The organism is Acidovorax sp. FG48 (assembly GCF_057809085.1).
The window spans coordinates 327,799-352,681 of sequence record NZ_JBMDJH010000004.1 but is presented as its reverse complement, the minus strand read 5'-3'; the positions used below and the strand labels follow the sequence as shown (position 1 = coordinate 352,681).

At 55.7% G+C, this 24,883-nt stretch carries 26 protein-coding genes; 2 read left to right on the top strand and 24 right to left on the bottom strand.

Annotated features, from left to right (window positions below):
* Window positions 1-172: 172 nt before the first annotated feature.
* Together ACODSU_RS08640 and ACODSU_RS08635 are read right to left on the bottom strand one after the other, a co-directional pair.
* Window positions 173-1,360, bottom strand: coding sequence for a hypothetical protein (locus tag ACODSU_RS08640; RefSeq protein WP_488841675.1), 1,188 nt, complete (start codon window positions 1,358-1,360; stop codon window positions 173-175).
* A 401-nt stretch (window positions 1,361-1,761) separates the two neighbouring features.
* Window positions 1,762-2,301: a hypothetical protein gene (locus ACODSU_RS08635; RefSeq protein ID WP_488841674.1), complete on the bottom strand. Its 540-nt coding sequence runs from the start codon at window positions 2,299-2,301 to the stop codon at window positions 1,762-1,764.
* A 224-nt stretch (window positions 2,302-2,525) separates the two neighbouring features.
* On the opposite strand from ACODSU_RS08635, the gene ACODSU_RS08630 reads away from it, so the two are divergent.
* On the top strand, window positions 2,526-3,317 hold the full coding sequence (locus ACODSU_RS08630; RefSeq protein ID WP_488841672.1) for a competence protein CoiA family protein: 792 nt from the start codon (window positions 2,526-2,528) through the stop codon (window positions 3,315-3,317).
* A gap of 130 nt (window positions 3,318-3,447) precedes the next feature.
* Here the strand turns inward: ACODSU_RS08630 and ACODSU_RS08625 are convergent, their stop codons facing one another.
* From ACODSU_RS08625 to ACODSU_RS08565, 13 genes are all read right to left on the bottom strand, one after another.
* The gene (locus ACODSU_RS08625) at window positions 3,448-3,693 is read right to left on the bottom strand and encodes a hypothetical protein (RefSeq protein ID WP_488841670.1); all 246 of its coding nucleotides are present in this window, start codon (window positions 3,691-3,693) and stop codon (window positions 3,448-3,450) included.
* Window positions 3,694-3,792: 99 nt separating this feature from the next.
* Window positions 3,793-4,008, bottom strand: a complete 216-nt coding sequence (locus ACODSU_RS08620; RefSeq protein WP_488841668.1) for a hypothetical protein — start codon at window positions 4,006-4,008, stop codon at window positions 3,793-3,795.
* Between the two features lie 38 nt (window positions 4,009-4,046).
* The gene (locus ACODSU_RS08615) at window positions 4,047-4,247 is read right to left on the bottom strand and encodes a hypothetical protein (protein WP_488841666.1); all 201 of its coding nucleotides are present in this window, start codon (window positions 4,245-4,247) and stop codon (window positions 4,047-4,049) included.
* Window positions 4,248-4,478: 231 nt separating this feature from the next.
* Window positions 4,479-4,868: a hypothetical protein gene (locus tag ACODSU_RS08610; RefSeq protein WP_488841664.1), complete on the bottom strand. Its 390-nt coding sequence runs from the start codon at window positions 4,866-4,868 to the stop codon at window positions 4,479-4,481.
* A 12-nt stretch (window positions 4,869-4,880) separates the two neighbouring features.
* Window positions 4,881-5,558 carry a hypothetical protein gene (locus ACODSU_RS08605; RefSeq protein ID WP_488841662.1) on the bottom strand — a complete coding sequence of 226 codons (678 nt, stop codon included), beginning with the start codon at window positions 5,556-5,558 and terminating at the stop codon, window positions 4,881-4,883.
* Window positions 5,559-5,709: 151 nt separating this feature from the next.
* Window positions 5,710-6,003: a hypothetical protein gene (locus ACODSU_RS08600; protein ID WP_488841660.1), complete on the bottom strand. Its 294-nt coding sequence runs from the start codon at window positions 6,001-6,003 to the stop codon at window positions 5,710-5,712.
* A 241-nt stretch (window positions 6,004-6,244) separates the two neighbouring features.
* Window positions 6,245-7,195, bottom strand: coding sequence for a hypothetical protein (locus tag ACODSU_RS08595; RefSeq protein ID WP_488841658.1), 951 nt, complete (start codon window positions 7,193-7,195; stop codon window positions 6,245-6,247).
* A 263-nt stretch (window positions 7,196-7,458) separates the two neighbouring features.
* The gene (locus tag ACODSU_RS08590; protein WP_488841656.1) at window positions 7,459-8,040 is read right to left on the bottom strand and encodes a hypothetical protein; all 582 of its coding nucleotides are present in this window, start codon (window positions 8,038-8,040) and stop codon (window positions 7,459-7,461) included.
* Between the two features lie 159 nt (window positions 8,041-8,199).
* Window positions 8,200-8,799, bottom strand: a complete 600-nt coding sequence (locus tag ACODSU_RS08585) for a hypothetical protein (RefSeq protein ID WP_488841654.1) — start codon at window positions 8,797-8,799, stop codon at window positions 8,200-8,202.
* 308 nt (window positions 8,800-9,107) lie between these two features.
* Complete coding sequence (locus tag ACODSU_RS08580; protein ID WP_488841652.1) at window positions 9,108-9,332, bottom strand: hypothetical protein; 225 nt, start codon at window positions 9,330-9,332, stop codon at window positions 9,108-9,110.
* A gap of 232 nt (window positions 9,333-9,564) precedes the next feature.
* Window positions 9,565-10,833 (bottom strand): restriction endonuclease, encoded by a 1,269-nt coding sequence (locus ACODSU_RS08575; RefSeq protein ID WP_488841650.1) that lies wholly within the window; start codon window positions 10,831-10,833, stop codon window positions 9,565-9,567.
* 306 nt (window positions 10,834-11,139) lie between these two features.
* Window positions 11,140-11,352 (bottom strand): hypothetical protein, encoded by a 213-nt coding sequence (locus ACODSU_RS08570; protein WP_488841648.1) that lies wholly within the window; start codon window positions 11,350-11,352, stop codon window positions 11,140-11,142.
* A gap of 266 nt (window positions 11,353-11,618) precedes the next feature.
* Window positions 11,619-12,167: a thymidine kinase gene (locus ACODSU_RS08565; RefSeq protein ID WP_488841646.1), complete on the bottom strand. Its 549-nt coding sequence runs from the start codon at window positions 12,165-12,167 to the stop codon at window positions 11,619-11,621.
* Between the two features lie 48 nt (window positions 12,168-12,215).
* Here ACODSU_RS08565 and ACODSU_RS08560 point away from each other — a divergent pair, with 48 nt between their 5' ends.
* Window positions 12,216-12,464, top strand: a complete 249-nt coding sequence (locus tag ACODSU_RS08560) for a hypothetical protein (RefSeq protein WP_488841644.1) — start codon at window positions 12,216-12,218, stop codon at window positions 12,462-12,464.
* 392 nt (window positions 12,465-12,856) lie between these two features.
* On the opposite strand, the gene ACODSU_RS08555 is transcribed toward ACODSU_RS08560, so the two are convergent.
* The 9 genes from ACODSU_RS08555 to ACODSU_RS08515 form a co-directional block, all read right to left on the bottom strand.
* On the bottom strand, window positions 12,857-13,159 hold the full coding sequence (locus ACODSU_RS08555) for a hypothetical protein (protein WP_488841642.1): 303 nt from the start codon (window positions 13,157-13,159) through the stop codon (window positions 12,857-12,859).
* A 242-nt stretch (window positions 13,160-13,401) separates the two neighbouring features.
* Window positions 13,402-13,938 carry a hypothetical protein gene (locus ACODSU_RS08550; RefSeq protein WP_488841640.1) on the bottom strand — a complete coding sequence of 179 codons (537 nt, stop codon included), beginning with the start codon at window positions 13,936-13,938 and terminating at the stop codon, window positions 13,402-13,404.
* 275 nt (window positions 13,939-14,213) lie between these two features.
* Window positions 14,214-16,088, bottom strand: a complete 1,875-nt coding sequence (locus tag ACODSU_RS08545) for a DUF4942 domain-containing protein (protein ID WP_488841638.1) — start codon at window positions 16,086-16,088, stop codon at window positions 14,214-14,216.
* A gap of 601 nt (window positions 16,089-16,689) precedes the next feature.
* A complete protein-coding gene (locus ACODSU_RS08540; RefSeq protein WP_488841636.1) occupies window positions 16,690-21,609 on the bottom strand; it encodes a DEAD/DEAH box helicase family protein in 4,920 nt (1,639 codons plus the stop codon).
* A gap of 237 nt (window positions 21,610-21,846) precedes the next feature.
* Window positions 21,847-22,599 carry a hypothetical protein gene (locus ACODSU_RS08535; RefSeq protein ID WP_488841635.1) on the bottom strand — a complete coding sequence of 251 codons (753 nt, stop codon included), beginning with the start codon at window positions 22,597-22,599 and terminating at the stop codon, window positions 21,847-21,849.
* A 434-nt stretch (window positions 22,600-23,033) separates the two neighbouring features.
* Window positions 23,034-23,366: a hypothetical protein gene (locus ACODSU_RS08530; protein ID WP_488841633.1), complete on the bottom strand. Its 333-nt coding sequence runs from the start codon at window positions 23,364-23,366 to the stop codon at window positions 23,034-23,036.
* A 116-nt stretch (window positions 23,367-23,482) separates the two neighbouring features.
* Entirely contained in the window at window positions 23,483-23,647 is a 165-nt protein-coding gene (locus tag ACODSU_RS08525) for a hypothetical protein (RefSeq protein WP_488841631.1), read from the bottom strand.
* A gap of 322 nt (window positions 23,648-23,969) precedes the next feature.
* Window positions 23,970-24,470: a hypothetical protein gene (locus tag ACODSU_RS08520; protein WP_488841629.1), complete on the bottom strand. Its 501-nt coding sequence runs from the start codon at window positions 24,468-24,470 to the stop codon at window positions 23,970-23,972.
* A gap of 10 nt (window positions 24,471-24,480) precedes the next feature.
* Window positions 24,481-24,816: a hypothetical protein gene (locus ACODSU_RS08515; protein ID WP_488841627.1), complete on the bottom strand. Its 336-nt coding sequence runs from the start codon at window positions 24,814-24,816 to the stop codon at window positions 24,481-24,483.
* Window positions 24,817-24,883: the final 67 nt, after the last annotated feature.

Genomic DNA, 24,883 nt, shown 5'->3' with positions numbered 1-24,883 from the left:
CATAGCCCCAGTCTTTCGCCCAGACCTCTCCGACGCGTAGCGCGACAAGCCCACGCAGAACACCCATCCCAACCTCTCACGGTCGGCGAACCATACTCGCTCGTCTTCAGGTATCTGGTGGAGAACATCTGCCTCTGCAGCCTCACCAAACCCTTGAACAGGGGTCTTGCTTTCAACCATTCAATTCCCCAACGAAATCGGCTTCATCAGTCGCGTACTCATCGTCGTAGTCTTCATCCAGAGGGAGCAGACAATGATGCTCTGAATTCCCGCCATACTCATCTCCCGACATGGGAGCTTTCATGAAGGGATAGCTATACAGTGGAACGCTGGGTTGGTGTTTCCTTGCCCCCTCGAACACGGGCAACGGTGGAAGCTCTGGTCCCCACACAAAGCCATCCAACCAATCGCTCCATTCTTCGAAGTGCCTGGACAGTTCCACGTCGCGAAACCAGATGACAGACGATGGATCAATGACCCCTTTTCTATTTAGGAATGCCGCGAAATCAGATCCTCGGAGGCAAGCCAATGCATATCGACTGTGGTCGTATTCCCCCCCTGGCGTAGGCATCCAGCGTTGGGATACCACCATGAGTTCATCAGGTCGCGCCATTGCTGCTGCAACCAGTTTGGCGATGGACTTATCGCTTGCTTCTGGATGCTTGGTTCCAAAGTGCCATTCATGTTGAATGCGATTGAGCCTGGGGAAAATCTTTACCATTGCTTTGCCAGCCGGGAAGCCAGGAACGCACATCGCCAACACGTCGCCATCATCTTCGTAGTGAAAGTTGCTATGGGGACCGCGCAGATAGATTGGAATCTGCGCGGCTATTGCGGGGTCAACGACATAGTGCGGGTACTTTCCCATGGGGCCTAAGATGACCCCCGGACAGACTCGCTGGGGGCGATCAATTTCGGGATACTTTGAGTAGCACTGCTCACCGAACTCTTCTAAAAGAAGGGACTCCTCAATTTCTCCGCGCTCGAATCGCTCAAGGGCTTCGTTCCAGGCGAAGTACGTTGAGCGCCCGTATTCAGGGGCCAAGGTCGGTTGGCCTGTCAGCCCCCATGTGCGCACCCAACGATCAGCCTCGTAAGGCGTGATCCCGATGCTCATAAGCACGCCTGCCTGGTGGTAGTACCTGGCCACACGCACCGACAACCCAGCCTCCTGATCGGAGGGGCTCGGCTGGCCCAGCGCTCCACGTTGCGAGCATTCAAACCACGATGAATAGCCCAAGGCGCGAGCTGTCGCCTCTTGTGCTGCCGAGAGTTTGAGATGGGGGAATGCCTTCGAGAGCTGCTTGGCTTTGAGCTTGGGCAGGTTGCCGGACGTAGAGACGAAAGCGGAGATAGCCATGTGATTCTTCCTGGTTGTCGCGGTGACGCTGGCTATCACCACGAGGGAGGATGAATCGTGGAGATGGGGTCGGGAGCAATTTTTTGGGGTTCTCGTCAAGATTCTGCACGCCAGCGCAACGGCCCCTAAGTCCGCTTCGATCTCTTGGACCGAAGCCAGAATCATAGATGAGACTCTCAGGAGTTGGCAACAAGGATCAGATCAGAGTCGGACCCCCACCGTCATGCTGTGTGTGATGGCTGGCCGAGCTGCTATGACAAGCCCAGCGGCCTCTTCGATGCGCGCCCTGCCCGTCTCGTCGCAGGAGCTAGAGAGGATGAAGAAGTCCCTGTTTGTCACGCCAGGTTGCGTGGAGCCTCGAAATCAAGGAATCTCGGTAACCGGGCCCAGCCACCGAGGGCTCAATACTCGCGCGAAACCGGATCAACGAATATGACGCGGGTGCCGTGGCCCATGCGCGCGATCACCAATCCTTTTTGGGGCGGCCAGGCTTCCCAGGTCTTCCGGCCAGATTCTTCGTGCCGGTGCCGCAACACCGTCACCTCGCCACCTTGGCGGCGACCGATTTCCATCTCCACCCCGCACATCGCTGCACACTCGTTCAGCAGCCTTCGCCTGTCACCTGAAACCCGGCTGCGCCACGCAACGTAGAGTACCGTGGCACTGGCCCCCAGCCTGCCACCATTGGCCTTGCGCCGGATCGAAAGGAGCATGCAGCCGCCATCCCAGAACTGGATGTCCTGGGCGCCCTGCCCCATCACGTCGAAAACGACTTGCAGGTTCCGAAATGGCGTGGGAGGCAGCGCGGGCGGCGTCGCGCCCTCGGGCATGCTGAAAACCATCGCGTCCACCATTTGCAGCAGCTCCACCGGCCACATGGGTATGATGGGCTCGGACAGAATTCGGTGCGCGTTTGCCAGGAGTCTTTTGAGGCGTGCCATTGCAACATTTAACCTCAAGTCCGCCCCCCTTGCGGCATCCAGAGGAGACATCGAGCGTGTGTGCTTGGGTTATATTCCGGCCAACGGTCCCATCACCCGTTGCGCTGGCACTGCTCGTCAGACACGCAGAACTGTGAGATAGATTTGGCGTTTTATGAGACTGTGGCGCACCCCACTGAATCGCGCATCTCCGCTCCGGGTGCGGCCTGCAGGACAATCGCACCATGAGCCTCATTGCGACCGTCGCAGCGACAGGCCTGGAAGTCGAGTCGTTCACTACCCCCTCAGATGATTGGGCGCTATGGCGCAAGCTGCCGATAGGCACGTTTGTCATCAGCCGCCACCGCATTCCGGCCGTTCTCAAGCGCAGCCCTCACGGCCTACAGTTCTTTGCTGCGGCACCGGGCCTGGGCGGCGCGACTGCTCCAGAGTCCGTCGAGCACCAAATCGCCAAGATCAAATTGGCGCTCGGAATGCGGGCCGCTGGCCACCAAGCAAGGGTCGAGCAGCCTGGCACGACACCATCGGGCGAACAATGGCAGGCAGACGTTTTGGTGCAGACGGCACGTGGGCCTCTTGCTGTCGAGGTGCAATTGGCCCAACAGCATTGGGACGAGTACCGGAGCAGGACCGCGCGCTATCGGGCCAGTGGCGTTTCAGTCGTGTGGCTGGTGCGCAGTTCGCACATTGGTGCCTTGGCGAACAGCAAGAGGCGACACCATGTAGAACAAGGTCTGGAACCGGAAGCCGCAAAGAACCAGGCCATGGATGACATGCCCTGCATTCCCATTGAAGTGCCTGTAGGCGATGAGAGCGGACAGCGTGTGATCGTCTACCCCGCTGACCGCTCTGAGCCCTTCCTGAGGCTTCCTCTAGCGAATTTCGGTGCAGGTATCGCCTCTGGGGCTTTGCACATGGGGGAGCACAGGTATCTGGACGGCTCGCAATCGTGGCAAGACTGGATGTGGGACACCTCGAAGGTGCCCAGGATACTGCTGCCTCCAAATTTGTCATGAACGGTTTGGAGCGGCGATTTACGCATCCCAGGCCGCATGCCGCCTCCACATCGAGGAATCTTAGAGCGTTACACCAATGAAAAAAGCCCAGGCACATCCGAAGATGCGCACTGGGCTTTGAAGACCAATGTCAGGCTTGACGAGCCCGGTTAATTGCGAGGGCAGCAATCGTTCTTGCGCGATCATTGCTCCCGTCATCAAGGATGACAATCTGACCATCCACTTCGTGAACGTCAAATGTCTCCATGGTCTCAGTTTCCTGGACCGTCACCTTTCCCGTGGCTTTAAGGCCTGCAAGAAGGCGCCCGTGCCCATTGACGCACTCAAAAGTGTCTCCGGTCAGTCGGCGGACCATGATTGTCATATCTGAAGTCATTTGCACTCTCCGGTTTGCGTGCATTTTCCGTTTTCTTTTGAAAGAGACGGGCACCTGCCCAGCGGTCGTCAGTTGCCCGTCTGGGTTGGCATTAAATAATCAAAACGACATCTCAACGATCTGCTCAAGCCAAGCCCATTTTTCGGCCTTGATGACAGATTCGTCAGGCATCACATGGTCATGCTGATACATGATGATCGGCTTTCCATCCTTCGTGTCGTGGCCGGTGACCACTCCTCGTTTTATTGTCCCACCCGTCTCGACCAAGATGAAGGCCTCAAGGGGCGGAATGAGCAGGGGCACGTCGTAAAACATCGTCAGTCTCCTTTTATCGACGAGAGCAGCTCACCGGCTCATTGAGCAACTGATGCACGTCGGGATTGGTCTTTTTGTGTTTGCTTATTCAACGCTGAAAGAGCGTCGGAATGATTTTTTGTGAGTCTTTTTTGGCAGTAGGCGAACCAAGACACATTCGCTACACGTAGTTCTTCAATTTCAGAGCCAGTCACTGCTTGACAGCGGCCTTTGCTGATGATTTCGCATTTCAGGGTCATTTTCCGTTTCCTTTTGAGAAAGACGGGCACCGACCCGTTGGGCAGCAGGTGCCCATCTGGGGTTTAAGAAGAGGCTTACGCCGGGTATGCTGATCTTCCCTAACGGGTGTGGCCAGCTGCCACATCAAACCGTCGCCTTACGCAGACAGTCATGAATTCGCTTTCCAAAACGCCTGTTGCGAGGCACTTTGGAAAGCCCTGAAACCCAGGTGGGTCTCAGGAGTTTCATATCTACCGACTCATCCGTTTGGAATGTGAGGGTCTTGCGATGACGGCATCGATTGACGCTATCACCGTTGAGCTATCCCCTTCAGCGGCCACGTATGCAACAGAATCAATCAGTGCACGCGCTTCATGAAGGGCATCCCAGGCTTCGCAAGCGCCAGTGCTTGCCACTACCCTGCCCTGGTCTGCCTCGGGCAGCGCAAGAGGGTCGTAGCCGAGCGCCTTGATCCGCTGACGAGGTGTCCATTCATCTGCCATTTCAGGCAGATTTCCGTTGGATTGCGCATAGTCGAAGAGACGCAGCGCATCAAGAGAGTTCACCAATCCAAAGGACAGGTTCTCATGCTGCCAGCCGAGCCAATCAGCTGCAGCCTTCAGTTGTTCGCGGGCATTCATGGGGATGTCCGGTCAGATGCTGTCGGGTACCGAGAAAACTTCCTTCTGTTCAGGATCCAGGACTGTCGATAGATCCACGACGCTATCGCCGGGAAGCTCGTATCGACTTCCATCCTGAACAGCAGCGAAGAACTGGGCATCACCCTCCTCGTCTGCTTCTTCAAGCATCTTTGCTGCGACACCGAATGCAGCCAGTGGCTCTGGTGCATGCACATGAATATCGAAGAAATTACCATTCCCATGCGCACCGAGAACATGCCATTGCAGCAGCTCCTCCTTTGTGTCGGCTGGGACACTCCATTCGATCCCGAAGTGGCTTGCTAACTCAGTCAAAGACTGGTGTGCACAGGACATTGGAGCGCCGCTGTGTTTCTCGTAAGAACGATAGTAGAAGTCAGTGCCTGTCACCACGAGACTCGTGCAATCGACACGAACATCGTTCTCATCGCCCAATGCATCGGCTTCTGGGCATCCAGGCATGTGCATGAAGAATGATGCGCTGTTATCGAATCGCTCAAGGCGGCTGAGCTTCATATCGCGGGCCATGCCTGCGAGCCTGAGGATGTCGCGAGCTACCGTTTCGTCCAAGGTGAACTCAGCCAGATTGGCAGCTCCGATCGCATCACCGGTACCGGTCACGTCCACGAAGTAACGCTTTGCGGGTGTCGTTGTCATTTGGGCTTTTGTCATGGGAAATCCTTTGAGGAAATGACGAGCCCCGGCCCATCGGGCAACAGGGGCCCGTCTGGGTGGAGAAATACTTTCAGCGCAGTCCTAGTTGATGCGCAATTCGGAAAACGCTTTCAGGGTTCGCACAATCTCTTGAGGTGGAAAGAAGTCTTTACACCATGAGTGCCGATTCACGCCGCTGCTCTTTGATGTGGCGAGCAACTCGCAAACGCAAGGCATTTGCGCCAGGATCACGAAAGGCCGCAAGCCGGCGAAAACCCTGAAGGGCTGTTGCATGTTCACCGCTGAGCGTCAGCGAGCCGCAGCCTACGCTTTGAGTCAAACCGCACAGTTCAGCGGCGATCTTGTAGGTTCGACAGTGGGCTTTGAAGACTGGGCGGTTCTTCCACTGTTCGAAACTGATACCGAGTTTCGTTTGCGCAACCCTTGCGGTGCAATTTGTCATGGGTCATCTCCTTGTGAAAAGACGGACCCAACCCCATTGGGCAGTGGTGCCCGTCTGGGTAGTTGAAATCGGCCGTGGCCGACGAGGAATCGCTGGTTTTGCGTATATGCATGGTCAGCTACCATTTCAAACCGCTGCAATAAGCAGGCAGTCGTGAAATCGCTTTCTGAAGGGTCCTGAGTTACCAGGGCTCTTCAGAATGCGCCCAGGCCCCACGAGGGGACCTGGTTGCTAAGTCAGTTCAATCTGCGAGATGCGCGATACGCTCCCGCATTTCATCGATGAAAGCATTTCGTTCCATGAGCCCATACTGGGCCAGCTTGTCAGGAATGCTTTCGAGTGAGAGGGAGCCATTCTCGATACTATTGAGCATCAAGTCGGCGACCTCTTTTTCGCTGATGGGATCAGGGGAACCGACCACATCAATGGTGTATGAGACGACTTCTGCGTCCGATTCACCGGTCAACATCCCGTCTCCAATTGCCTGCTCGCAGAGTTTCTGCAAACGACTCATCATCTCTGTCGCGTTCTCGCCGTTGAGCGAATACGTTACGTCCAGCGTCAGGCGCAGACCGATCTCGCAGGGGATACCCTGCAAGGGTTCATGCGTTGTCTGATTCACATCCGCGTGGATAGTGTCCATCGCCCAATCAGGAAGATCGTCGGTGAGCACCGGATCGGGGGCCCATTCGTCGATGTTCTCGTGTGCTAAGTTGACTTCGATGACGCTCTCGGCCAGGTCTTTCAAGCGTTCACCGTGAATAGCAACGAACTTGTACCCGACCCACTCCTGCGCAGCGACGAGAGAGGATTTCTTCAGATCGATCACGATCCGGCACCGAGTCTCCGAGTTACCAGCACCAAACATGTGGGACCACTCGCCGACGACGAACTTGGCTGTCAGCGGAGTCATTGGCAGGGAGCCCCAGACTTGACCCTTCTCGTCGATGGCATAAGCCTCGGACAACCCGCCAGTGATCGGATCAAACCGAACTGTGAAGGACAGAACTGAGGTCTGTGCGTGCTCTCCATCAATACCAAGACTCTCGACAAAGACCTTGCGAGTCCGCTCATTGCCAGGTGTTGTGTACGCCCACCCAGATGAGTCGGTGACCATGATGTTGGTCCCAAATTGATAGTCAGCAAATGCTTTTTCAGCCAGGGAATCCTGTTCCAAAGTAGTGTGTGTCATGTCCGTATTCCTTGATGAACGACGGACACCGGCCCGAGGGCAGCAAGTGCCCGTCAGGGTTGAAAATGGCTTTCGCCTTGGGTTGCTGCTTTGCCAGAATGGCACGGCCAGCTGCCGGTCAAACCCTCAGCATCATGCTGAAGGGAAGAGTCTGCTTTCCGAAACACTCCAGATGCAATGTTTGGGAAAGCACTGGACCCACAGGGGCCCAGAGCTATCGATTCAGATCCACTTCAAAGGTGTGCCATTGCTCCGCAGAAAAATCAGCTGCGAGGTACTGCCAAACCGTCAAGGATCAAACCTCGTAGATTGGTCCATCGCTCAAGATACCCGTTGAGCTTCCAGGGCCCAGAACGACCCGACGCACACAGCGTCAGGTCCAAATCAGGTTCCTTCTGCACGCGAATGCTCATGTAGGCAAACTCTTCTCCGGGGAGTGGAGCAAAGACCTCGGACTCGGGTCGGAAGTCAGCTTTCACCCCGTCGATCTCCATGTTGTTAGATCCGCTTAGGTAAATGACTTGATCATGCTCATGGTTGTAAAAACCAGGTACTGATGCAAGGGCGTTATCGCTTGTGAAAGCCACACACCCAAGGAGTGCAGCGTCGCCTTCAGGGATGGCTACGAATCCACCGTCAGGCGACAAAACACCCGCCTCGATGAGGCCGAAAACATGATCGAGGTTTGCCAGAGTTTTCGGTGTTACCCGATACAAAGCGGCAGTGGGAACATGTTCGGCATAGGCATCGTCACCCCAGCTGAGTTCAGCCAGCAGAAAGACGCCACGGTCAAGAGTTGGGGGCTGGTCATCGGCACCAGTGATTTGTGTCGTCGTTGTGCTCATGTAAGTTCTCCTTGTCGAACAACGAGCACAGGCCCTGCGGGCATCGTGTGCCCGTCTGGGTTGTTTATGAATACCGAAGGCCAGAATTGCAAGGCTGCTTGTGGCCTTGGTGTGTCCTATCCTGGTTGAGAGATGCGCGTAAAGGCGGCTGTGGGTCTTTTAGAACAGACTCAGACATGCAGTCGGCGCTGGTTCACTGGGCCGCAAACTGGCTGGCGTGAGCAACCCAGAACAGAACTGCTCGAAGTTGGTTTCACGTTGACCCAACTCGAAGGCCAAATCCATCATGTGCGCAATGCCACGGGCGTCCGTTGTCAAGCGAATCCGTTTGGGACCGTGAGAGGCATCGACGATGATGGAATCGACGGCCACATTTGTGATGACGGAGGCAGTGCAGCTTTTGAGGTTTTGCAACCTCAGTTTTCCCAGCTTCATTCCGACCATCGGCTTGAGCTTCGCAGCTGCAGCGTCTTCCCGGGCGAAGGCCTTGCGGGCATCGATGTATCGACTGGCATAGTAGATGTCCATGCCAACCTCGCCGCCCTCCACTATTGTGGAGCGCTTCGAGAGGGTCTCAGCGTCCGGCATCAGGAGCTTGACGCTGTAGGCATACACGTCCTTGGTATAGAAGAGCTTGGCTTCATCGATCGCCCGACGCACAGCCTCGATCACAAGCTTTTGCCGTTCGTTGGGCTCAAAGCCTCGCGTTTCATTCAAGGCCCAGTCCGTCCTGGTGTCGTCCGGAAGGTGATACTTCATTGTGATGTTCTCCATTGAAAAGGACAGACATCACGCCCAGACGGGGAGGATGCCCGCCAGGGTTGAATTTGGCTTACGCCTATGAAAGCTGATTTGCCAAGAGAGGCACGGCCAGCTGCCGCATCAAAACACCTGCAGTATGCGGGTGTGTTAAATCGCTTTCCGAAGAACCCCAGGGGAGGCCCTTTGGGAAGCCCCGAAACCCACCTATCGTGGGCTCGGGAGCTGGTTTGGGAGCAATGCAACCGTGGCATTAAGCCACGGGCAATACCCGATATGACGCCCAGCCAGCCGACAAAGACCTGTCGCTAGGAAGTGAACGAAGATCGTTCCCGGCTGTCCACTTCAAGACCTTGCACAAGGCGCTGAATGCGTGGGTCGGTGGGCGAGAGTGTTTGCACCTTACCTTCGAACAATCCAGTCACGGGAATTCCGGCCTTGACCGATTTCAAGATGGCACGTCGGCCAGCATCTTTCGCAGCCTCTGCCAACTGTTCTGTTGTCAGTCCGAATAACGTCGGTTCGCGGTGCATGGGGAGCATCTCCTGAATAGGAGGAATGGAAGGCCCCTGGCGGGAGCCGGAACCACCAGGGGGTGGAGTGGCATAAAGCCTGAAATGCTGTTTCGCCCGAAAGCAAGGCCAGCTACCTTACCAAATGCCGAAAGGCATTTTGGGTGGTGAGACTCAGGCCACCTGTCCTTCGCAGCGGAAGGTAAACAGAAGCCCAACTGCACCACAGCCCTCATTGTGCATCAAAAAGTGGCTACACAAGCAGCTGTTGGATCTTGCGCAGGTAGTCATCAGCTGTGGCCAACTCAACCCCGATCTTGGTGGCAAGCGTCTGCGCTGCAGGCGTGTACCGCGAGTTGGTGACCACCATGGCATAGTCGCCGTCGTAGAACTGCATGGCAGCAAAGACCTCCTGTACGGCGGCGTTCCCAACTACCCCCGTGTACTTCTTGGCCTGGATGACAATCTTCACGCCATCGACAACCAAGATCACATCAGCTCCTTGGTCACCAGTTGCAGGGGTTGGCTCAATGCGTGCTGCTGGAAATCTCTCCGATATCTCTGCAATCAACTTGCGCTCAAACTCAATGCCAATTTGAGATGTTGACGATGGAGCCGCCCCACTACGTGATACTTGAACCACATCCATCATCGCCCAGAGCAGCAGGTACCCCGAAGTCTTGATATCAGATTGGAAGTAGTCTCGGATGTAGCGTGGTGAGTCACCAGGGAAAAAGTCCAGAGGGGTCACTCCCGGCAAGTGCTCTTGAGCGTACTTCGTCAAGAAGCCCTTGAAGCGCAGAAGGTTGTCCCCTCCAGCTGCAGGCCTGAACTCCTTGACGCCAGCGTTCAAGGTGTCGTAATGCCCCTCAACAACTGCGATCCTTTCCGGGATGCGCTCGAACAGATCGCGGAGTCCTACCAGGTAGCTCGGCCGCACCTGCAGGTACTCCCCCACGTAGAAGTCCACAGAGCGAGGGTAGCTATTCCAGCGGGTTTTGGTCTTGTCCTCGATGTAGGTACGGTAAGACTTCACCGCGAAGTCTTTCTCGATGCGCTCACGCAGTTCGGTGAGAAGCCTCTGGGTTCCCAGCTCAGCCATCGGCGCTTTGAGCCAGAAATACTGGGACAGCATCATCAAGGGCACTGCCCTGCCCTCATCCTGAGCAAGCTGGATCGCACCAAGCAGAGCGTCCATATTTTCGGACCAGGATTGCTCACCCTTGGCTACAGCATTGATCCACGATGGCGATGCAAGCAGCTCAGCATCGATGTCAGCCTGCGACTTGGGAACTGGGATTTGAGGCACAGGCTCAGGCGCCGGTTCAGCTCCAGGTCCTGGCTGGACTGCCCCCACCTCCTCAAGACGCGCTTCTGATGCGCCGTGGACTACGCTTGGTTCCGCTTGCTCAACTACACGATGTCCAGTGTGATGACCCTGAATATCTTCAGTTGCGTCGTTGCCAGCTGGTGTTTGGGGTACGGCCGGTGCGCCAAAAAGTGTTCTGAGGATTTTGAGCATGCGGGCTTATACCATCACAGAGTCGGCTTTGCTCCCGGCCATTTCGCTACGTGCATGAGGAAGGCATAGACGAAAAAAAGCCCAGGCGTTTCCCGAAGGAAGCGCGCTGGGCTTTAGGGTTCGAAACGGCATGCCTTTCGGCTGACGTTGATTTGAGACCAGTCAATGGAACTGGCGTTGGTCAGAGGTCGTTGCGGCACCCCTCGGAAGAAAGCCGCAATCAACGGACTTTCGCCAACTGGAATCGCATCGACAGTTCCTTGTTTGCGCAGGAACGTATGGGTTTAAGAGTTTCGGATTAGCTTCTCAGGTGGCGGCTGAAGGAATGAAGCCAGCAGCAGTTTGTTCCAGCCCGGTGATCCTGGCCAGATTGTCCGAGGCACGCATGTATCGCTGATCGCCGGTCTCGGCGAAGGCCTCGTTCAGCGTCGCCTGTATGGATGTCAGGTCAACGACATCTCCGCTCTCCATCGTTGCCACGCCTTCGAGGACTGACACGGTTCGCGCTCTTGTGTTCAAGGTGATCTCCTAGAAAAAGTCGAGCACCTGCCTAACGGGCATGATGCCCGACAGGGTTAAATTGGCTTGCGCCAAAGGGATGCTGTTTTGCCAGGGGAGGCACGGCCAGCTGCCGGTTCATTCACTGACTCTAGGCCAGCGAGTTGAAATCGCTTTCCAAAGGCATCGAGAAATACCTTTGGAAAGCCCTGAGGCCCCATAGAGGGGGCTCAGAGGATCTGTTTGAGCCCCACCTTCCCCGAAGCCTCGTTAGAGGCCCGCAGGGGTCAGTAAAAGCATTTTGGACATACTGGCCGATAGCGGCTGTCACCGCCGATTTCGACGACATCACCCTCGCGGACAGGATGACCGTTGGGATCGACTCGAAGGTTCATGGTGGCCTTCGTCCCACACAGGCACAAGGTGCTGATCTCGTGCAGGTTGTCGGCCAAGGCCAGCAAGGACGCGGCTCCTTCGAACGGGTTGCCCTGAAAGTCGGTTCTAAGACCAAAGCAAGCGACCTGAAGGCCTTGCCCCGTGCACAGGTTCTTATGGATCTGCTGCACCTGGACAGCCGTCAGAAACTGCGCCTCTTCAATCAGCAGCTCATCGACGCCAATGAAGGCATCTGACATGGTGAACACCGTTTCTCTGGTGTAAAGCGTCGCTTCACACTGGAGGCCGAGGCGGGATGTCACTTTGCCAACCCCAAATCGGTCATCAAGCGAGCTGGTCATCACCAACACGCGGCGACCGATTGAGGTCAGGTTGTAGCGGCGTTGCAGGAGAGCCGTTGACTTACCCCCCTGCATGGTGGAGTAGTAGAAGTCCAGCATGAGAGGTCAGTGATACCTGGACGAGATCACTGCACAGGATCTCACCTGGTGGTGCTGATCGGCAAGGAGCGCTTGTTGAGCCTCCGTTGTGCAGAGGCCCCAAAGGGCACTGGCCACTTTAACTCGACCGAGACGATCAAGTTCACCAAGGTTCTGGAGGTTGATGCAACCCAGCTCTGCCAGGTGACTGATGTAGGCATCACGCTGCTCATAGAGAGCGGTGATGTCGGCTTCACGGCTGGGACCAGCGTGTATGGAAATTTCCATTTCGCGGGGGGTGGGCCCAGAGAGCAGTGATGATGGATTTGAACTAAACATGCTGTTGTTCCTGAGGAAGGTTGAACTGGGCATGCCCCGGTCAGGCAATGCCCATCCGGGGCTGATGATGAAAGCTCCGATACGCGCGGGGTCGTTCAGAACGGTGAGGCGCCCAGTCCCCTGATGAACTGTGACCGTTTGGCAACTTTTTTTCTGTGCCTGGACATGGATTTGTAGGTGGGGTTCACCCACGGTATCCACTTGTCTACGATCCCCGCCCTGCGGTTGATTCGTGAATCGATCGACCCAATGGAAATCTGGGAAAACCATTGGTATCGGACATGCGCGTGATTCCGCATTCGCTGGCCATCAAAGGCAAACCGTTTGGGAGCACGTTCAATGAAATCCCGGATTTCGTTGACATGCATGGTTCACTCCTCGATGACGAGTGTTGCGCTTGCTCCAACAATTCCCATGGTCCGGAGGTAGTCCAGCAGGCCGTCCGTATCACGGGCATGGCGCATGAACCCGAATTCAACAAGCCACAGGCCATCGGCATCGGGCTGGCCAGTCTCAGGGTCTTCATTGCTGAACTCATAGATCGAACGGCCGAGGCAGTTCTCGACATGCGCGCGAAACGAACCACGCTCATCGAGGTCTACCACGAGCGATAGTTGATGATTCACCGAAAGAAGGGAAGCACCCGTTGGGCGCGACAAAGTATCTGCTGTCATGACAGTCTCCAAATGGAAGAGCCAGGGACAGCCCCTACCGGGTCTGGAACCCGGCAGGTTGAGGTACGGCTAAACCGCGTGAATGCTGGTTCTACCCTTACGGGAACGGTCAGCTACCGCTTCGATCGTCAGCGGAACGCTGGCGATATGGATCTTGCCAAAGCCCCCTAATGAAAGGGGCATTGGGAAGACCTGAACCCCAAGGGGCTCAAGCTTCACAGGTAAGGAGTGGGTGAACCCACTCAATCAGCGGGGATGGTCTCCAGTACCACCAACTTCGGGTTAAGAAGTACATCACGACCCAGTGACGGGTCTTTGCAGCCATCCCATGTTTCACGACCACTGTCCCAGGCTGACGAGTCCACCTGGGTGGCATCGTCGTATTGGCCATCCAACGTTCGGATCTGGCCGTTTTTCACCTCAGAAGCGGCCACGGCCACCAGAAAGCCCCCTTCTTCAAGAAGGTAACCATCGAAGGCCTGATCCCAGAGGGCAGTACCTGGGGACACACCTTTCAACAGTGCGAGTGCGGCAGATGTCCACCCAGAGAACGTTCGGAGGTCGAAACCTTGCAGAAGTGGGTTCATCTCCTGAAGCGTCAGCTCAGCTGCAGAAATGCGGTCAGATTGACCCATAGCGCGAGCGATCTCCAGACGCAGCATGGCTGTGGCACGGAGTGTCGCTTCGTCATCAAGAACGCCGCGAGCGTCCAGTAGCGAATTCAACTGGTCGAAGGCTGTGTCAATTCGAGCCAGTGAAAGCTGATCGGGGGTGTGCATAGTGCTATCTCCAAGAAATGGAAGAGCACCGGCCCGTGGGCAACAGATGCCCATCCGGGTTGATGAAAGCTCGTGTGAGCAGTCTTGCTGATTGTTTGTATTCCCCAGCTTGGAACATGAGCACCAGTGCAGACTGGTACAACAATTTGGCTTGTCATTGGACCCTGAAGAAGGATTCAATGAAAAGCCATACACCCGAGGGTGTAGGCCTATTGTAAATCGCTCAGTGGCCTCGCACGACGCCACCACGCGGAGACGGGCGGAGACCAAGGCGACTATGCAGCGAGCAGGAGCTGCTGCGGAGCAACTGCCACTTCAGCATCGGAATGAGCTTGGGAGCCCTGACCGATAGCCTTCGTGGGAGCTGAAGACTTAAGCGATGGACCAATCAAGAGACCATGCTTTTCATGAACTTCATCGATGGCCGCTGCCAAGCGCGTCAGGGTGTAGGCGTCCTCCTCCTGGCTATTGCCTTGAGCAAGACGCACCGCACGATGAGCAATCTCGCTCTCGCCGATACTCGAAAACCGTCCCTTTCGGTAGGCCGTCAAATACTCGTCAGTGAAAGATTCAGCCTTCTCGTACTGCTTCTTGAAATCAGCGTTTGCTTCATCCATATCGCCAGGTAGCCAGTTGCGGAGCTTGCCGACGAATCGATTTAGCTTGTCCATGACCTCCGGGGAATTGGCATAAACGTGAATGGTTTGGACTCCCGCATGCCAACGAAACCCAAAGTAGCGCGTTTCGTAGCGGACCCCCGACTTGACTCCATTCTTGCGAATCGAGTCAACCAGCCCGTCATACTCCCCAGTTGCACCATGCAGGTAGTGAAAGCACTTGTCGATATCGCCAAGTATTCCCTGTGCCTCATAGTCAACGGAGTTGTACCCAGGCCGCATCCTTGGAAGGATGAAACGGGTTTTCCGTAGGCGCATCCCGATTCGATGCTTTTCGCTCGACCGGTAGCTTTTGTAGTACGCGACATTCTCATTCGACTTTCCAATGATCGTGTCGAACAGCTGGAGCATCATGTCCTTGAAGATGTCCTCAAGGGAGTTCAAGACGCCAGCAAAGAGCCCGTGGATGTTGCTAGGTGAGAAGTCGAGGTCATAAATCTCTTCTGCGGATGCCTCCAGGCGCTTGCGCGCTTGGTTGGACAACTTCTGGTTCAGCAGTGATGACCGCAGGACTTGGCCCCATGCCTGCCGCTTGAGCTTTGCATACCGATCACGAAAATCTGCATTCGCAGCTTCTCGAATCGATGACGAGACCTCTCGGAAATCACTCCCAACACCTTTGGACTGCATCTCTTCCAAGGACAGACCAATGGCATTCGAAAGGTGATCCGCAAGTGCTGCACTCTCGCTTGCATTCCTGGCCGCCTGAACGGCCTGACGGAATCGAAAACAGGTGTCTTCGATGTAGTTACCTGGGAGAGAAAGCGCAGTGCAGACTTCGGGGTCCACATCCGTGAGCCCTGAATCCCCGCGCGTCAGATCACCAAGCAACGATTCAACATTGAGGTACTTTCCAGGGACCTTATCGAGGTAGATCAAAGCCACCTCAACATCCGTCTTGCGCTCCACGTCATCTACGAACTGATCGCGGAGAAACTCGACGGAGCCGTGCTGCTCAATCAAGGTCAGCAGACGTTGACGCTCTTGGGTATACGGATTGCGAATGGAATCCGAATTGATGATGGCGACAATTTCGCCATCAAACAAGCAATCCCAAGCATGCAGAACGTGGGCACACCCTGCACGGAAAGGGGGGTTTAGCAGAACAGAGGTAGCTGTGGCCAGCGACCGAACTTCAAGAAAGTCGTACCCGAGGACCTTGGCCCCCAGTGCCTTCAAGGTTGAGTGAAACTCAGCGTTGACCTCAATGACCGAGGTTTCCTTGATGTGACTGAACTTGAATCTGGACAGCTGCCGAAACCGACCTGGTGTGAGACTGTCACCGGCATCGTCCAACTCGGCGATCCAGGGAATCTCCTCGTCGCGAAGATTCGGGAATCCCTCTTGAGCGTAGCGTATCAAATGCCCCTTACCAGCGCTCGGCTCGCAAAGGTGCTGGACAGGGCGTTTGAATTTGGCCCACATCAGCGCAGCCGTACGTTCTCCCGTGGGGTAGAACTGCAAAAGATCCATGATGGTCTCCGAAAAATGCGGGACCACCACCCCGAGCGGGGGGGCGGTCCCGCTCAGGTTGAAGAAAACCGTCCCGTGAGGGCCGGTGTGGTTGATTCGAGGCCGAAGCCTCAGTTAGTTGAGTTGCTCGTCAGTCGAAGGGTTTTCGACGAACAGTGGGTAGGGGCTCCAGCCCGATTCATTTTTCAGTGTGATCACTCGGCCTCGCTTGCCACAAGAATCCACACGGAAATCACGAATGCACCCATCAGCCTTGTATTGCTTGGCCAAATCATGTGCACGAATGAAACCTGATGACGCGCGAGGGGCGCGGGTGGAATGCGCGAACGCTAAATTCATAGGAACTCCGAACGAAATCGCGAGCCCTACCCCCGATGCGGGAGCAAAAGCCCGCATGGGTTGAGAAAAGCAGCCTGGAGGCCACCGGTATATGCCCCGTAGAGGCGTTGTGCTGATTGTTTGGATTCCCCAGCTTGGAATATGAGCACAGGCGCAGCCTGATGCATCAAAACGGTTTTCCAAAAGGTCCAGCGAAGGACACTTTGGAAAGCCGCCAACAGAACCCTCTCGGGTCCTGTTGGTGCTCTGTTGAAGGATGGTATCAGGCTACAGCAGATTCGCCGGTTTCATCCGACTCGTCCACTGCAGACATCTCCCCCTTGTTGAGATCAAGCATCGTGTCCAGCTCGATCTTTCTACGCTGCAGATACTCCAGGCGGTCCTGTTTGTCGAAAGGTCGTGTGACCTCATCTTCCAGTTCCTTCTGGCGGATCAACTGCCGGTCCAGGTGCTTCTTCAGCTGAGTCACTTCCGCGCTCAAGTTCATGGCCACCTGAATGATCGACGAAACAAAGCTATCCCAAGATTTTGCAATCCTGAAGTTGTATTCCATCGACCCTTTGAGCCATGCCTCGACTTCCGAAAACTCATTTCTCTCAGCGAACATGCTCAAGCCCCGGAATGTTCCCATCTCAACGGGTCCACTGTTACGTGGCAACGACTGGATGATCTTCTTGAAGGCTTTAGCTGCATCGCACGCTGGCACAACACCAATGCCGTTCACCATGAAGGTGAACGAATCATCTGGCATCGCAGCAACTGTCGCAGCATCCACCGACATACGCTCGATTTTCTGCTGGGTCGTTTCGATCCAGCGTGGCATCTGCTTCAGCTCGTGGGTATGGCTCCAGCGCTCACTAGACCACTTGTCGTAGACCAGAGTGAGCTTCGCCAGTTCGGCATCAACACCGCACTTCTCCAGTACCGCAGGATTTCCTGACGCAATCGCCTTGATTTCAGCGAAGGTAAGAACACCGGAGTCTTCATCAAGGACACGCAGGCTTGTATCGCCGCGCATGATCTGCTCAATGAAGTGGCACTTGGCATCCAGCAGCTGATAAGAGTAGGCGTCGAAGCTCGCCCGAGTCAGCATGTAGAAGATGTGAACCTCCTCACACATATTCCCTTGGCGAATTCCCCGGCCGTTGCGTTGCTCCAGGTCGGAAGGCCTCCACGGAACGTCAAGATGCCAGATGGCACACAGACGCTCTTGCACGTTGGTCCCCACTCCCATTTTGTCGGTACTACCCATGAGCACACGAACGATGCCGGCACGCACGTTTCTGAACAGGGCCGCTTTCGCAGCATCCGTCGTGAAATCGTGAATGAAGGCAATCTCGCTGGCCGGAATACCCTTTGCGATCAGCTTGTCACGCAGATCGGTATAGGCATCGAATCGACCATCTGTCCTCGGAGTGCTGATATCGCAAAAGACTAGCTGCGTGCCTTTGAAGCTCGCAGTTGCCTTCCACTTCTCGAACACCCCGTTTGCGCACAGGGCAATCTTGCTACCTTCACGGTCCTCGGCGAACGGATCCACCAACCGCATATCGAGAGCAGCTTTTCGACCATGGCCAGTCACCAGCAGCATGTTGTCCTGCTTTGGCTTCACCTGCCCTGATTTGATTTTCTCCGATCTCTCGACCAGCTTCGCGACATAGGATTTCAGCGCCTCACCACCATCGGCAATGATCGTTTCTTCCCTGCATCGGGGCACCGGCAGATTGAGCATCGACGGCGTTTTGATGTCCGCAACCTGACGAAACATGTTCATCAGTTCTGGGAGGTTCACAAATGATGCAAACCTGCTCTGGACCCGATACCCGCTTCCGTCTGGAGCAAGCTCAAGTGCCGTCACAGTCTCACCAAAGTTCGCAGCCCATGCATCAAAGTTTGACACGCCGCACGCTTCAAGAGTTGCCTCCTGAAGGAAACGCTGCACTACAAACGCCTCAGCCATACTGTTGGTGATTGTCGTGCCCGTAGCAAAAACGACGCCAGCACCATCACCACGACTCATACAGACATATCGACACTTGACGAACATGTCGAACGCGCGTTGAGAGTCACTGTTTGGCAACCCTGCAATACGCTCCATCTTCGAAAAGCGCCACAAATTCTTGAAGTAGTGACTCTCATCGACCAGCAACTGATCAACCCCAAGCTCGTCGAAAGTTAGAACATTGTCTTTCTTCTGATCTGCTGAGAGGCTTTTCAGCCTTGCTTGCCAAGACTTTTTAGCCCTCGCCAATTGCTTGACGATTCTATTGGTCTTGCTGTCCCTTGATCGCTCACGGAGCACGTCCTCAATCTTCTCCAGCTCATCCTTTATATACGATTCCATGTAGCTTTCGCTCATAGGAATTCGCTCGAATGATGAATGGGTGATGATCACACAGTCCCAGTTTCCTGTTGCTATGCGAGAGAGCAGCGTTTTGCGCTTCTCTCCATGGAGGTCGTCCTTTGTCGCCATCAAGATGTTGGCGGCCGGGTATGCCCGCATGAACTCGTCAGCCACCTGCTCGATCAAGTGATTCGGCACCACCATCATCGGCTTGCTGGCCTTTCCAACCCGCCGCATCTCCATGGCAGCACAGATCATCTCCAGTGTCTTGCCCGCACCGACCGCGTGGGCCAGCAGGACATTCGTGTCTGAAGACAAGCACCTCCAAACTGCATCCTTTTGATGATCACGCAAGGAGAATGCATCCGAAAAGCCGGGTAGCACCAGGTGCGACCCGTTATATCGGCGTACCACCCAGGAGTTGAACGCTTGGTTGTATGCGTTCGCGAGCATTTCTGCCCGTTCTTCATCCGACCAAACCCACTCCTTGAACTTGGATCTCAGGTCGTATTGCTTCTCTCTGGCAGCGATGGTCTCTTTCGCATTTGCAACCTGCTTCCCATCCCTGGTTCTGTCGTATACCGATGGTTCGATCTGATTGAGCGCTAGCTCCACCAGCTTCCCACATGGCACACGCGTAGTTCCGTAGGTTTGAGTTGCCGCGATACTGGATTCACAGCTGTAAGGCGATTCCACCGTCCACGTACCAACACTCAGATTTACCTCGACGGAGTGGGTGTTACCCTTCCCTGCGCCAAGGATTTCATCCAAGAACTGTCCGTAGATCCGTGCTGGAATCCATGTTGAACCAAACCGAGGTGTTATCTCGGCGGGTGTGAGCAACTTAGGTTGTACCGCCTCCAATGCCGCCACGTTGCGCTCAAAGCGCTCGCCTGCGTCCTGGGCCAGTACCAGCTTCTCACGGACGTTACCCGACAGGTATGCATCCTCGACGATCCAAGTCGGTGCTGCCGGGTCCAGAAACACGCTACCGGATTCCTCCAGTTCGCGCATTGCAGTCTCCTCATCCTTGCCAACCAGACCTGCGATCCGTGAGGGGACCACGCGGCCTGACTCTGCCAGGGACACCTGCAGAGCGTCTTGCAAGCTTTCGCAGCGGGATACCTTCCTGGTAGCACCCACAGTTCGCTGGGTGAAAATCGCCGCTTTCTCCACGGTTCTGGCCGTGTCATCGCGGTACTCAAGCGACATGAGCAACGGTAAGTCCGGATCGCCCTTGAAGACCGCTCGATTGAGCCTGTCCGTTAGGTAGCCCCACTTGCTCACGAAAGTATCGTAAGCAACCGCAAGCGCCGTTCGGTACATGCTCAACATCGCGTCGTTGGCGTTCTCGGCCTGCGCTGAGATCAGCGCTCTCACTGCGTCACGGACGCCGATCATTCCCTCCATCCGAGCCAGCGTCTTTTCTGAAGCTTGTACGGGGCGCGCAACATCGCCATCCACTTCACACACCTTGCCTGCGACCATGGCGAACCCTGGACGCATCGCGGTATCGAGCCGGATCGTCTCAATGCGCTGCTTTCGCGGCGTCTCTTGACGAGGGCTGTATACGCCTTCTGGCAACCTCTCCACCCGCTCCTGCAGAGCAGATTTCAAGTCGCCTTCGAACGTGCACACCGATTTCTCACCATATGCAGCGGATTCCATGGACAGCTTTCCGACCACCATTTCTGGGTTCCGGGCCAACCACTTGTTGAGAGTGATTGGAGTGCTGCTGTAGTACGGGTTTCCGTTGATCGGCGACCCTTTTGGAAGGGCTGTCGTTTCGGTCCATGATTTGTCAAGGCCCATCGTCGAGGCAACGCGCTTCAGGATGATGATGTCTGTAGTTACCGACGTATTCGCCATCTTCTGAAACGTGGAGGCGGGTAGCCGAATGGCACCAACCAGTTCTGCCTGACTTGCGAAATACGCCCTGGCCCGGTCACGCCACGAATCCAGCGTGAAACTGGATGTGAGCATGACGACCAACCCTCCCGGCCGCACCAACTCCAGCGAACGAGCGATGAAGTAGTTGTGAATCGAGAAGTTGGCATACGGGACATTCCGCACCTCGCCGACTTTGGTCTGCCCGAAGGGGCAGTTGGATATACAGAGGTCGAACATTCCTATCGGCAGACTGGCCGACTCGAATCCTCTGTTGAGAACACGGACACCATGATGCCGGTACAGCTTCGTTGCGATCCTGGCAGACACGTTGTCCACCTCAACGGCGGTCACAGTGCTACGACTGGCGATCTCCTCGGGCATTGCGCCCAAGAAGAAACCTGTTCCTGTGGATGGATCGAGTACCCGGCCACCAGAGAAGCCCAGGCGCTTGACCATTGACCACATTGCATCGATCACTGGCACAGGCGTGTAGTGGGAGTCCGTGGTGCTAGCCATCGCTGAGGCGTACTCTTCAGTGCTCAGAAAGCTCATGAGCCTGGAAGAACGTTCGCGCCAGGCGGTGTCACTCTGCTGGAGGTTGAAGGCTTGTGGAAGCCCGCCCCAGCCCGTGTACCGGTTGAGAATCTCGCGCTCGCGCGCGGATGGATCGCGGTCCTCACTCTCCAGCTTGCGCAGGATCGTGATCGCCTCAAGGTTGGCTTCAAACTTCGAGACGGACCCGCCCAATTGGGCATGCACGTCGTCGATGAGCCGGGGCCATTTTGGCTTTGCTGGGCTGGTAGCCTCGACTGCTGCAATTGGTGCGAGATCGCGAAGTGCGACCTGACCCATTTGTGCATCAAGCAACCCAGGGACAAGATTGGGGTCTTCATCTGGCGCAAAGCCGGGAAGCCACAAGCATGCCGCTGCTATCTGACTGATCTTCATAGTGATGCCTTTGAAAAATCCAACAGGCACCACTTCCCTGCGGGAAATAGTGCCCCGCTGGGATGGTTGAGATTTGTGCGCCGCTGAGTGCGGCATTGAAATGATGAGCTACGTGTTTAGGCTCCCTAGCTAGGAGTTTTGAACCACAGGCTTAGCCGGTGATATCAATCCTTTCTTCCCGAAGCTCTCCTCTGGAAGAGCTTGGGGAAGCCCTCGCATTGCGAGGACATCGGTGGTTTAGAAAAGTCCCAACTGAATCGGGTCTTCCTTCACCACCTGCTGTGGCGCTTTCACATCCACCGGCTCGGTGAACATGCTCGCGTCAAGCGCGTTTGGAAGGCAGTATTCCTGAATGCCGCTCTGGCTACGCCAGAACAACATGGAAACGCACCGAGCCTGCATCGGGTGCTGGTAGATCACGACTGGATGTCCATTGAGAGACCTCCAACTGATATTCGCGCCATTGAAGGCCATTGCTCGCCAGCCCATCGACCGAGCTGCAACGTCGTAGTCTTTCGCCTCATGGAGCGGCATCGGTGGTACGGATGGGATATCGCGGATGAAGTGAACAGCTTTGGCGCAGACAAGAAGCCTGCCCTTGACTCTCACGAGCAGTCCAGTTGCGTCTCCACGCCGCCTGGCCTCAACTGTCGCAGGATCGCGCCAGTCAATGAAATCTGCGGTAAGCCCGTCATACATTGCTGGTGGGACCAATCGGTATCCTTCCGCCCGGTGCTCACCTGTTGCACCGCCGTGTATTACCGAAAAAATCGTGTGTTGGAATCCACCGTGGTCTACCGCAGATACCGTCATTGCCGATCTTCCGTCAGCTTCTGCGAAGCGATCTCCGCAGTAGGCATTCGCCATACGGATCCAGTCCTGAGCTGCGAGCACGATTCGCTGTGGGTCCGGGTCAGGTGACGCGAAGGCTGCGAATCGGCCTGAGGTGTTGATGGCCCGCTGACGGCCCATCGATGTATCAAGATTCATGGGAGCCTCTACTTTGAGGAGGAGAGCACATCTCCCCGAGGGGAGAAGGCTCCCCAATGGGTTGTTGATGTGATCCTGTTGCCAGAACCGTTTGCTTACATGGGATTGGTATCTCTTACCCTGGAATCAGAGCACGAGTTGCAATTGCCTGGCACTGCCAGTGTTGGCAATTTCATGGTCCTGCATTGGGAACAGCTGAAGGGGTGAGAAGGTGTCAACCTTCCCATCCTTAAGCTGTAAAACTACCTCATAGCCTGGTGAGTGCTTCAGGGCCAGGATCCCTATCACCTGTCCAATGCCACCAGCACGAGAATCACCGCTGCCAACGCGGTACCAAGTTCCGTCTGGCACTTCCTCGTACCGGACCAACCGAGTCAGATCAACGGGGCAGTGAGCCCCGCGCGAACGCTTCGCTGAAGTTGCTGCTTTGCCCATCATTGGGCCCCTATGCGAAAGTCCCGCAACCACTTCGTACCGAGTTGATTGCGGATCTGGCGTAGCAATCCTCCATCTGGCAATCGGTCGTCGTTGCCTTTCATCCAGGCTTCGACCAGACGACATTTCCATGTCCGGCCATGCTTGGCTGCGAATCGTTGCAAGGCATCGATTTGCTGTGGAGTAGCCGAAGGTGTGCTGTCTGGTTGGTCGCCCCCGACTTGCATGGAGGCAATGCTCTCCACCAGCTTTCGTTGGTGTGGGGTCAGTGAGAACCCCCGACGTTCGAGGGCGTACACCGTCGCGGCCGAATTGATTTGACCTTTATGCATACTGAATCCTTGAGAATCGCGGATCACAGCCCCGTGCGGGGCGTACCCGCAGGGTTAAAGGTTGGTGGGGGCTCAGGAGATGCGCGCTCCCGGCCATCACGCTCGGCTGACGGTATCTAACCAGCCTGCTTGTCATCCAGCATGGTGTTGAGCGTCAACTCTTGAATGGCTTCATCGCTTGCTGCGACCACTCGAAAATGCTCATGAGTTGACCAGTCTGGCTTATATACGACCGTGCCAGCGACCTCGGCAGCGTCTTTGGCGTGCTTGATGATCGCCATGGCGTCAGCGCGTGAAGCGCCTTCAGGTAAGTCCACGAGGATCTCTGCGTACGCAGAAACAGTGGACCCAATCGTTACTAGAGTTTGCATGGTTGCTCCGAAAAAAACGAACCATGCCCCCATTGCGGAGAACGTGGCCCGCAGGGGTTGAAAAAGGTGATGCTGATTTGTTCGACTCCCCAGCTGGGAGCTTTTCATGACATGGGATACCCAGGTCAATGATCCTTTGAGGGTGCGACTGAAGACAGCGGCACCTCCAAAGGCCACTGGTTGTGGCCACGGCGCGGCTCCCAGGGGGGAGTCGCGACGGGATTATGTTACCTCACATCGAAACACTGTTCCGCGAGGTAGCTTCTTCAAGAAATGGCATCATGAACTTGACTGCCAGGTCCAGTGCCTGCTGACGCATGCGCCAAACGCTTTGGTTGGCCCCCTTGAGATGTCCGAGTCGAGGGTGCTGGGACAAGACATCAAAAAGCTGCCATTCAGCTTCCGTACGCCGCGCCTTCGCCTCAAGCAGCGGGCAACCGTCCGGAATCCTTGTTACGAGACCTAGGCGATCGCGCTCGCGATGGCAATCAGCAACGTAGGTTGCAAAATCAGCATCGCTCATCAGCCAAGCCTTTTCAGGGTCAGAAATGGGCTGATCTGCACCAGGCTCTTCACAGAACTCTTCGCGAAACATGAACCGATGCTTTGCCAGGATGAGACGTTGATACGTCTGCACCTGTGGCTTCACAATGGCTTCGTGTGCACGGGCATCGAGCAACGCTTGAGCGGCCTGAACCATTTGGTCGGTGATACCGAATTGATTGCGATCCATGGTCAATCCTTTATGCCGACAGTTTTTTGAAGGCACTCGCAAAGTAGTGGCCATGAAATACACCATCAGACCGGACACCAAACACAGCTTCCTTCCGGCCGCTGATCATGTTCATGCTGAAGGCCGCGACCTCAACAGAGACAACAGGACTTCGCTTGAGAGCCTCACTGACGTAAAGCTGGGCCCGCTCGATCAGGTCAACATCCAGCTCACCTGTCTTAAACAGACTCGCCAGTTCGACGCGCCCCGCATCCGGGTGGTTGTGCATCGCCGCAGAGAGTTCTGAACGAGACAGATTGAAGGACTTTCCGGCGTTAGCCCGTGAAGTTGAGATTTGTTGTTGCATGGGGATTCTCAGAATATCGAGGCCCCCTCCCCCACCGGGAATTGGAGCCCCGGGGTGGGAAAAAGGC

Excerpts from the sequence above, each read along its gene's own strand:
- ACODSU_RS08640 (WP_488841675.1), bottom strand. The coding sequence starts at position 1,360 with ATGGCTATCTCCGCTTTCGTCTCTACGTCCGGCAACCTGCCCAAGCTC.
- ACODSU_RS08615 (WP_488841666.1), bottom strand. The coding sequence starts at position 4,247 with ATGACCCTGAAATGCGAAATCATCAGCAAAGGCCGCTGTCAAGCAGTG.
- ACODSU_RS08535 (WP_488841635.1), bottom strand. The coding sequence starts at position 22,599 with ATGAATCTTGATACATCGATGGGCCGTCAGCGGGCCATCAACACCTCA.
- ACODSU_RS08530 (WP_488841633.1), bottom strand. The coding sequence starts at position 23,366 with ATGCATAAAGGTCAAATCAATTCGGCCGCGACGGTGTACGCCCTCGAA.
- ACODSU_RS08625 (WP_488841670.1), bottom strand. The coding sequence starts at position 3,693 with ATGACTTCAGATATGACAATCATGGTCCGCCGACTGACCGGAGACACT.
- ACODSU_RS08590 (WP_488841656.1), bottom strand. The coding sequence starts at position 8,040 with ATGAGCACAACGACGACACAAATCACTGGTGCCGATGACCAGCCCCCA.
- ACODSU_RS08620 (WP_488841668.1), bottom strand. The coding sequence starts at position 4,008 with ATGTTTTACGACGTGCCCCTGCTCATTCCGCCCCTTGAGGCCTTCATC.
- ACODSU_RS08635 (WP_488841674.1), bottom strand. The coding sequence starts at position 2,301 with ATGGCACGCCTCAAAAGACTCCTGGCAAACGCGCACCGAATTCTGTCC.
- ACODSU_RS08630 (WP_488841672.1), top strand. The coding sequence starts at position 2,526 with ATGAGCCTCATTGCGACCGTCGCAGCGACAGGCCTGGAAGTCGAGTCG.
- ACODSU_RS08545 (WP_488841638.1), bottom strand. The coding sequence starts at position 16,088 with ATGGATCTTTTGCAGTTCTACCCCACGGGAGAACGTACGGCTGCGCTG.
- ACODSU_RS08565 (WP_488841646.1), bottom strand. The coding sequence starts at position 12,167 with ATGCTGGACTTCTACTACTCCACCATGCAGGGGGGTAAGTCAACGGCT.
- ACODSU_RS08600 (WP_488841660.1), bottom strand. The coding sequence starts at position 6,003 with ATGACAAATTGCACCGCAAGGGTTGCGCAAACGAAACTCGGTATCAGT.
- ACODSU_RS08605 (WP_488841662.1), bottom strand. The coding sequence starts at position 5,558 with ATGACAAAAGCCCAAATGACAACGACACCCGCAAAGCGTTACTTCGTG.
- ACODSU_RS08540 (WP_488841636.1), bottom strand. The coding sequence starts at position 21,609 with ATGAAGATCAGTCAGATAGCAGCGGCATGCTTGTGGCTTCCCGGCTTT.
- ACODSU_RS08550 (WP_488841640.1), bottom strand. The coding sequence starts at position 13,938 with ATGCACACCCCCGATCAGCTTTCACTGGCTCGAATTGACACAGCCTTC.
- ACODSU_RS08520 (WP_488841629.1), bottom strand. The coding sequence starts at position 24,470 with ATGGATCGCAATCAATTCGGTATCACCGACCAAATGGTTCAGGCCGCT.
- ACODSU_RS08585 (WP_488841654.1), bottom strand. The coding sequence starts at position 8,799 with ATGAAGTATCACCTTCCGGACGACACCAGGACGGACTGGGCCTTGAAT.
- ACODSU_RS08525 (WP_488841631.1), bottom strand. The coding sequence starts at position 23,647 with ATGGCGATCATCAAGCACGCCAAAGACGCTGCCGAGGTCGCTGGCACG.
- ACODSU_RS08580 (WP_488841652.1), bottom strand. The coding sequence starts at position 9,332 with ATGCACCGCGAACCGACGTTATTCGGACTGACAACAGAACAGTTGGCA.
- ACODSU_RS08555 (WP_488841642.1), bottom strand. The coding sequence starts at position 13,159 with ATGACAGCAGATACTTTGTCGCGCCCAACGGGTGCTTCCCTTCTTTCG.
- ACODSU_RS08595 (WP_488841658.1), bottom strand. The coding sequence starts at position 7,195 with ATGACACACACTACTTTGGAACAGGATTCCCTGGCTGAAAAAGCATTT.
- ACODSU_RS08610 (WP_488841664.1), bottom strand. The coding sequence starts at position 4,868 with ATGAATGCCCGCGAACAACTGAAGGCTGCAGCTGATTGGCTCGGCTGG.
- ACODSU_RS08515 (WP_488841627.1), bottom strand. The coding sequence starts at position 24,816 with ATGCAACAACAAATCTCAACTTCACGGGCTAACGCCGGAAAGTCCTTC.
- ACODSU_RS08575 (WP_488841650.1), bottom strand. The coding sequence starts at position 10,833 with ATGCTCAAAATCCTCAGAACACTTTTTGGCGCACCGGCCGTACCCCAA.